This is a genomic window from Mesorhizobium sp. P5_C1, from assembly GCF_054049815.1.
In genome coordinates, this window is sequence record NZ_JBFULQ010000348.1 from 1 (window position 1) to 5949 (window position 5949).

Consider the following 5949-nt stretch of genomic DNA (forward strand, 5'->3'; position numbering starts at 1 on the left):
AGCCTGTCATGGCTGCGCGCTCGCATGTGCACAAGCGGATGCACAACATCTACTTCAAGCCCGACATTCCCGAGCTTGCGCCTGACCATCCGGCACTGCGCAAGGTCGAGACCATCAGCCACACCGTTTGCGCCGACCAGATCCCCGGCAGCGTCGTGCTTGCCATCTACGAATACGAACCGCTGCTGCGCTTCCTGGCGGCGGCGATGGGCAAGACCAGGCTGCATGTCATGCAGGATCCGCTGGCGCGCACCAATGTCATGGCCTATCGCGCCGGCGAGGCACTCAATTGGCATTTCGACCGTTCGGAATTCACCACAACCCTCCTGCTGCAGCAGTCGCAACGCGGCGGCGACCTTGAATACCGCACGGACCTGCGGTCGGACGACAATCCGAACTATGACGGCGTCGCCAGGCTGCTCGAAGGGCGCGACCCCGAAGCCAAGATCCTGCGCATGAAGCCCGGCACGCTCAACGTCTTTCGCGGCAAGAACACCGCGCATCGCGTCACCACCGTCGAAGGCGAGCGCGAGCGCATGATCGCGGTGTTCTCCTACTACGAGAAGCCCGGCGTGATGTTCAGCGCCGAGGAACGGGTCGGCTTCTACGGCCGCGCGGCCTGAGGCCGAAGAAGCAGACATGCCAGCGGTCCTCCAAGCGGTCCCCAAGAATCCGAAAATGACCTCTTGTTAGATTGTCGACAATCTGCTTGTCTTGCTCTCGGTTTCCTTGGGAGTGGCCGAATGGCGAAAGTGGATTTCAGTCCGATCGCGGATACGACGCGGCGCGCCGAGATCGTCGCGCTGCTGCGGCGCGCGATCCTGACCGGCCAGCTGGAACCGGGCCAGAAACTCAACGAGCTCCGGATCTCCGAACAGATGCGGGTCAGCCGCGCGCCACTGCGCGAGGCGATGCGCGAGCTGGTGCAGGAGGGCATCCTGACCAGCATTCCCTACGCCGGAACTTTCGTCGTCGATGTCACCGCCAAGGACATCGATGATGCCTATTCGCTCAACAAGGTGCTCGACGAATTCGCCATCGAGCGCACCTGGCCGTTGCGCGACCAGCGTTTCTTCGACGAGCTTGACCAGCGCCACGAGGCGGTGAAACAGGCGACCCGCAACCGCGACACCACCCGCCAGATCGAAACGGCGCTGCAACTGCATGGCCTGATCTACGAATGGGCCGACAATTCGGTGCTGCTGGAAACCTGGCAGCGGCTGACCAGCCGGTTGCAGATGTATTTTGCCCTGCACCAGCAGGCTCGCAATGAGGCGGTGCCGGCCGAAGACGTTCACGAGACCTATGTGTCGCTGCTCAAAGGGGCCGACATGCGCGCTGCCCAGCGCCATGCCCGCGAGCATATCGACCTCGATTTCGAGGAGCTTCTTTCCTACGCGCGCGATCTCGAACATCGCCCGTCGAAAGGCGCCTGACCCGTTCCTCACCACCGCAGACAATGGACAGACACGTGCAGATCGAAACCATCAAAGCCTACCATGTCGTGCAGCCCTTCGTGGACGGGCCCTACCGCATGTCCAAGGGACGCGTTGCCGACGCCTTCGACGCGGTGATCGTCGCCATCACCTCGGATAGCGGGATCACCGGCTGGGGCGAGATGGCGCCGCTCGGCAATTTCTACTCGCCCGCCTTCGCGGCTGGCGTGCGTGCCGGCGTGGTCGAGATCGCGCCGCATCTCATCGGCCACGATCCGCGTGGGCTGGCCGGCATCGGCCGGCTGATGGATACGGTGTTCAAGGGCCATCCCTACATCAAGTCGGCGCTCGACATGGCCTGCTGGGACCTTGCCGCGCGCGCCGCCGATGTGCCGCTGGTAACGCTGCTCGGCGGCCGGGAGAGCGAGACGGCGGAGCTCTACAAGGTCGTCACCCACGGCAGCGTCGAGGCCRTGGCGGCGCTGGCCAAGCGCATCGTCAAGGACGGCTTCCACCGGCTCCAGGTCAAGGTCGGCGGCAATGTCCATGACGACATCGAGCGCGTCACTGCGGTCGCCGCTTCGGTGCCGAAAGGCACGGTGATCTTCTGCGATGCCAATGCCGGCTGGACCCCCTACCAGGCGCGCCAGTTCGCTGACGCGACGCGGGCCATCGACTACACGTTCGAGCAGCCCTGCACGACCATCGACGAATGCATGTCGGTGCGCCGCTCACTCGACAAGCCGATGGTGCTGGACGAATCCGTCGCCTCGCTGGACGATATGCTCGATATCCATCGCAAGGGTGCCGCCGACGGGCTGACTTTGAAGATCTCGCGGCTTGGCGGCGTGACGAAAACGCGGCAGATCCGCGATCTCGCCGTCGACCTCGGCTTCATGATCACCGTTGAGGACACTGGCGGCGCCGAAATCGACACCGCGGCGATGGCGCATCTGTCGCTGTCGACGCCGGAGGAACGCCGCCTGCACGCCATCGCCTTCCACGAATGGGTGACGGTGCGCACGGCGTCGAACAAGCCGCCGGTCACCGGCAGCCGCATGGGCATTCCGGATGGCCCCGGCCTCGGCATCGACGTGGTTCCCGACCTGCTCGGGACGCCATTCTTCGAAATCGGCCGCTGAGATGAAAATCCGCAGCATCAAGGCCACGCCGATCAACCTGCGCCTCGAGGCGCCCTACGCCTGGGTGTTCGGCGAACTCGATGGGTTCTCGCCGACCATCGTCGAGGTCGAGACCGAGGATGGGCTGATCGGCGTCGGCGAGGCGCCGACGCCGGCGGCCGCCGCGATCATCAACGATGTCCTGGCGCAGCGCCTTGTCGGCCGCGATGCCTTCGACATCGCCGGCGCCGAGAATGTCTGCCTGCCCTACTGGACCGGCGTGCAGTCGATCAACGACCGCACCCGCATCATGGCCTTCGGCGCCATCGAGATGGCGTTCTGGGACCTGCGCGGCAAGGCATGGAACCAGCCGCTCTATCAGTTGCYCGGCGGCGCCGTGCGCAAGGACATCCCGTTCACCGACTATTTTTCGCTGCGCGGCGACGGGCTGAAGGTCAAGGGCGAGACGACGCCGGAAGAGGTCGCCGACTATTGCGTCGAGCTGCACCAGACCCATGGGACAAGCTTCTTCGAGGGCAAATTCTCGAGGCAGGATCCAAAAGTCTCGCTGAGAATGGTCGAGCTGATCCGCGAACGACTTGGCGACGATGCGATGATCCGCATCGATTCCAACCAGGCCTATTCGCTGGCGACGGCGCGTCGCCTGGCGCGGCCGCTGGAGGAGCTCGGCGTGCGCAATTGGGAGGATCCGGTGGCGACGATCGAGGAGATGCGCGAACTGCGGCGCCACTGCTCGATCCCGTTCTCGACCCACAACATCGACATTGCGCGCGCCATGGACATGAAGGTGCCGGACGCTTTCGTCGGCAACCCGACGACGCATGGCGGCATCGGCCGCATGCTGCGTTTTGTCGGCGCCTGCGAGCATGCCGGCATCGACTTCTGGTGCTACAGCGGCGACAGCGGCATCGGCAGCGCGGCCTATCTGCATCTGTGCGCGGCGCTCGGCTGGATCAGGGAGCCCAACCAGTCGCTGTTTCGAATGCTGCCGATGGATGTCACCGAGGAAGGGCCGTTTTCGCCGAAGAACAACGTCGTGCGCGTGCCGGAAGGGCCCGGTCTGGGCGTCACGTTGTCACGGGAAAACCTCGCTGCCTGTCACAGAGACTTTATCGAGAAAGGACCGTGCAACAAGTATCATGACCCGGCAAAGCCCGGAACCTATCGCCGTTTGCCGCTGAACTAGATGACAGGCAGGCGACCAACAAACGAGAAGCCAACCACCGCGACTTCGGTCTGGAAGGTCGGACAAAGACGGGCGAAAGCAGTGCAGTGAGGAATCCGGCGCATCCACGGCAAGGACTGGATGGACCGGACAAAATCGCATGCTACAGTCCTGGTCGACAGGCTACTCTGGCGGCCGGAAAATGGAGCTATCCGCAAAATTCGTCAGCCATAAAAACATAGGGGAAAGGGTAAAAACCCATGAGCAAGAATTATCACATTCTCGACCTGATCCGGCGCAATCGTTCGCCGCTTGAAAATCACCTGATCGATGGCCTTGTCGACGGCAGGGTCAGCCGCCGAGACTTCATCCGTCACGGCAGCCTGCTCGGCTTGTCGCTGCCGCTGCTGGGCCGCATCGGCGCAGCAGTCGGCCTCGGCGGCATGCCGTCGCTGGCGCGCGCCCAGGGCGCGCCCGGCGCCACCATCCGCGTCGCCAGCAGCGTGCCGGCGGCAACGATCGACCCTGTTACCATTGCCGACGCCGGCGGCCTCCTGGTCATGCAGCAGGTTGCCGAGTTCCTCTGCGTCGACGGCCCCGACCTCGTGCTGCAGCCGGCGCTGGCCGAAAGCTGGAAGCCGAACGACAACGGCACGGTGTGGACGTTCAAGCTGCGCAAGGGCGTGAAATTCCACAGCGGCGGCGAGATGAAGGCCGACGACGTCGTGGCCAGCATCGACCGCCTTGCCGATCCGGCAAACTCGTCCAACGCGCTGTCGGTGTTCAACGGCATCCTGCAGAAGGGCGCCAGCAAGAAGGTCGACGACTACACCGTGGAGTTCCACCTCGACGCGCCGAACGGCAACTTCCCCTACATGCTGTCGTCCGACAATTACAACGCGGTCATCATCCCGGCGAGCTACAAGGGCGAGTACGAGAAGAGCTTCGACGGCACCGGGCCGTTCAAGATCGAGAAATACACGGCAAAGGTCGGCGCCTCCTTCGTCCGCAACGAAGACTATTGGGGCACGAAGGCGTTGCCGGAACGCACCGAATTCACCTTCTTTACCGACACGCAGCCGCAAATCCTGGCACTGCAGGGCGGGCAGGTCGACATCATCAACCAGCTGCCGGTGCTGTCCGGTGTCGCGCTGCTCAACGATCCGAATGTCGACATCATCAGCCTGAAGTCGGTCGCTCACCAGCAACTGCATATGCGCTGCGATTCCGACCCCTTCAAGGACCCGCGCGTGCGCCGCGCCATCGCACTCAGCCTCGACCGTGACAAGCTGGTTGCCGGTCTGATGAAAGGCCGGGCTTCGCCAGGCAATGACAGCCCGTTCGCCCCGGCCTATCCGTCAACCGATGCGAGCGTGCCGCAGCGCAAGCAGGATATCGCGCAGGCCAAGCAGCTGATGGAAGCGGCGGGCGCCGGCAAGGGCTTCAAGGTAACGCTGACCACCGAGCGTTACCTGGAAATCCCCGAATACGCCCAGCTGATCCAGAACTGGGTCAAGGAGATCGGCATCGAGCTCGAGCTCAATATCCTCGACCAGGGCGGCTATTACGGAGACGCGGTGTTCGGCAAGTCGAACTGGCTGGATTCGGTGATGGGCATCACCGACTATGGCCACCGCGGGGTGCCGAATGTCTATCTTGCAGCACCGCTGAAGAGCGACGGCACCTGGAACGCCGCGCATTTCAAGAACAAGGATTACGACACGCTGGCGACCAGCTACATCGCCGCACTCGACCTCGAGGCGCAGAAGGCGACCGCAGGCAAGATCCAGAACCTGCTGCTCGAAGAGACGCCAGTCATCTTCGGCTATTTCTACGACTATCTGACAGCGACGGCGAAAGGCGTGGCCGGCGTGCAGCCGACCGCGATGTCGCAGCTGTTCCTAGACAAGGCATCGAAGGCCTGAACGGAGGCAGACAAGCCATCCTGCAACTGCCAGCCCCTGCGGGGGGCTGGCGGTTTCGCTGCCAGGCCGAGGCAAGGCGCTGCGCGTCGGCCTGACGTGAAACCCCGCGTTGCGGGGCGATTTATCATTGTCCCATGGATCCGAGACCCTGCTCACCACCATGCATTGGGGGACTTACGAAGTCCGTGCCGAGAACGGCAGGCTCGTCGGCGTCGAGCCATGGAGCGGCGACCCCGATCCATCGCCGATCGGCAAGTCCATGCTTGGCACGGTACAGGGTG

6 protein-coding genes are annotated in these 5949 nt (G+C 63.6%); all 6 read left to right on the forward strand.

Annotation, left to right across the window (positions count from 1 at the left end; all coding sequences use genetic code 11):
- On the forward strand, positions 1–623 hold a 623-nt coding region (locus ACXJ7R_RS22650; RefSeq protein ID WP_457153798.1), incomplete at its 5' end, for a HalD/BesD family halogenase.
- A 120-nt stretch (positions 624–743) separates the two neighbouring features.
- A complete protein-coding gene (locus ACXJ7R_RS22655; RefSeq protein WP_457153799.1) occupies positions 744–1436 on the forward strand; it encodes a GntR family transcriptional regulator in 693 nt (230 codons plus the stop codon).
- Positions 1437–1471: 35 nt separating this feature from the next.
- A complete protein-coding gene (locus ACXJ7R_RS22660; RefSeq protein WP_457153800.1) occupies positions 1472–2578 on the forward strand; it encodes a mandelate racemase/muconate lactonizing enzyme family protein in 1107 nt (368 codons plus the stop codon).
- Between the two features lies 1 nt (position 2579).
- Positions 2580–3764: a mandelate racemase/muconate lactonizing enzyme family protein gene (locus ACXJ7R_RS22665; protein ID WP_457153801.1), complete on the forward strand. Its 1185-nt coding sequence runs from the start codon at positions 2580–2582 to the stop codon at positions 3762–3764.
- Positions 3765–4003: 239 nt separating this feature from the next.
- A complete protein-coding gene (locus ACXJ7R_RS22670) occupies positions 4004–5668 on the forward strand; it encodes an ABC transporter substrate-binding protein (protein WP_457153802.1) in 1665 nt (554 codons plus the stop codon).
- A 160-nt stretch (positions 5669–5828) separates the two neighbouring features.
- Positions 5829–5949, forward strand: a 121-nt coding sequence (locus tag ACXJ7R_RS22675; RefSeq protein WP_457153803.1) for a hypothetical protein, incomplete at its 3' end; no start/stop codon positions are given.

Excerpts from the sequence above, each read along its gene's own strand:
- ACXJ7R_RS22655 (WP_457153799.1), top strand. The coding sequence starts at position 744 with ATGGCGAAAGTGGATTTCAGTCCGATCGCGGATACGACGCGGCGCGCC.
- ACXJ7R_RS22670 (WP_457153802.1), top strand. The coding sequence starts at position 4,004 with ATGAGCAAGAATTATCACATTCTCGACCTGATCCGGCGCAATCGTTCG.